This window comes from Azospirillum rugosum, from assembly GCF_017876155.1.
Lineage (GTDB): Bacteria > Pseudomonadota > Alphaproteobacteria > Azospirillales > Azospirillaceae > Azospirillum > Azospirillum rugosum.
Map to the genome: position 1 here is coordinate 1 of NZ_JAGINP010000063.1, position 1242 is coordinate 1242.

The following is a 1242-nucleotide window of genomic DNA, read 5'->3' on the forward strand; positions in this document are numbered from 1 at the left end:
CAGCCCCTCGCCTCGGCAACCGTCGTCATGCTCGGCATCCTTTCCGCAGAACGCCAACTCAACAGACGCAGAGACCGATGATCCCGGCTGTAGTATTAAAGCGGATTTCGGCTCAGTTTAGATTCGGGTAGCCGCAGAGCTTGAACCACGCTTTGGCGTCGGTGGCGGTGATCGCATTGAGGGCTGGGCCGAGTTCCTCGTTGAGGGCATCGACGGTGCGGGCTTCTTTGGCGCGCAGGATCCCTTTGAGCTTGGCCCAGCCCGGCTCGATGGGCGAGAGGTCGGGCGAGTAGCGCGGGAGGAAGCGGACACGGACCCCCGCGGCTTCGAAGGCGGCGAGGATATCGGCCCGCTTGTGAGCGGAGAGGTTGTCCATCACGACCACGGCGCCAGGTTTGTCGCGCCGGAGCACGGGCAGGAGCACCTGCTCGACAAAGGCGAGAAACACGGCCGAGGAGGTGGACGCCTCTATGCTCATGGCGGCCAGCATGCCTTCGGCGCTCAACGCCCCGAGCACCGTGACGCGGTGCCAGGACCCATAGGGCACGGACCCGAGCGCCCGTTGTCCGCGCGGCGCCCGGGCCTGGGTGGGCGTCATCTGGGTGTTGATGCCGGTCTCATCGGGGAAGACCAAGCGCGCCGGTTCATGAACCACGGCATCGTCCCGGTAGGCCGCGCGTTCCGCGGCGATATCCGCGCGCTCTTGCTCGCTGGCTCTCAGCGTCTTTTTTTGCGCGCCAACCCCAACCGCTTCAAAGTCCGGCACACCACCGCCGGGCTCAGCGTGATGCCGGTGCGCGCGGCCAACCGGTCGCAGTATTGCGTCAGTGTCGCGTCATTGTCCTCCCGCACCAGGGCACGCAGCACGCTCACGCCCTCCGCGTCCAGTGTGGCTGGCACGCCGCCGGCGTGGGGCTTGGCGCTCCGCCGCCCTTCAAGGCGCGCGGCCCGCACCCAGTTGTACGCACAGGCGCGGCTGATCTGAAAGCGCCGCGCCAGCAACTCGGGGCCGCCTTCGTGGCGCTCATAAGCCCGCAGAACCCGTTCGCGCAAATCGGCGGAATATGGCTGGCCCATGGCGCGGCCTCCTTCAACGGTGTCTTCCTCCAACCGCTCAGGCCAGCCAAAATTCCGTCTATACTCAGCGGCAATCCGCTTTAGTACTACAGCCGGGATCATTGGCCGTTGCATCTGTTGAGTCTGGCGTTCTGCGGAAGGATGCCGAGCATGACGACGGTTGCC

General features: G+C 65.9%; 2 protein-coding genes. Both read right to left on the reverse strand.

Features of this window, described 5'->3' with window-relative positions; all coding sequences use genetic code 11:
• Positions 1–112: 112 nt before the first annotated feature.
• Positions 113–766, reverse strand: coding sequence for an IS630 family transposase (locus J2851_RS35425; RefSeq protein WP_209774081.1), 654 nt, complete (start codon positions 764–766; stop codon positions 113–115).
• Positions 718–1242 (reverse strand): IS630 transposase-related protein (locus J2851_RS35430; protein WP_209774083.1); only part of this gene is annotated, 525 nt, incomplete at its 5' end. The genes J2851_RS35430 and J2851_RS35425, both read right to left, overlap by 49 nt.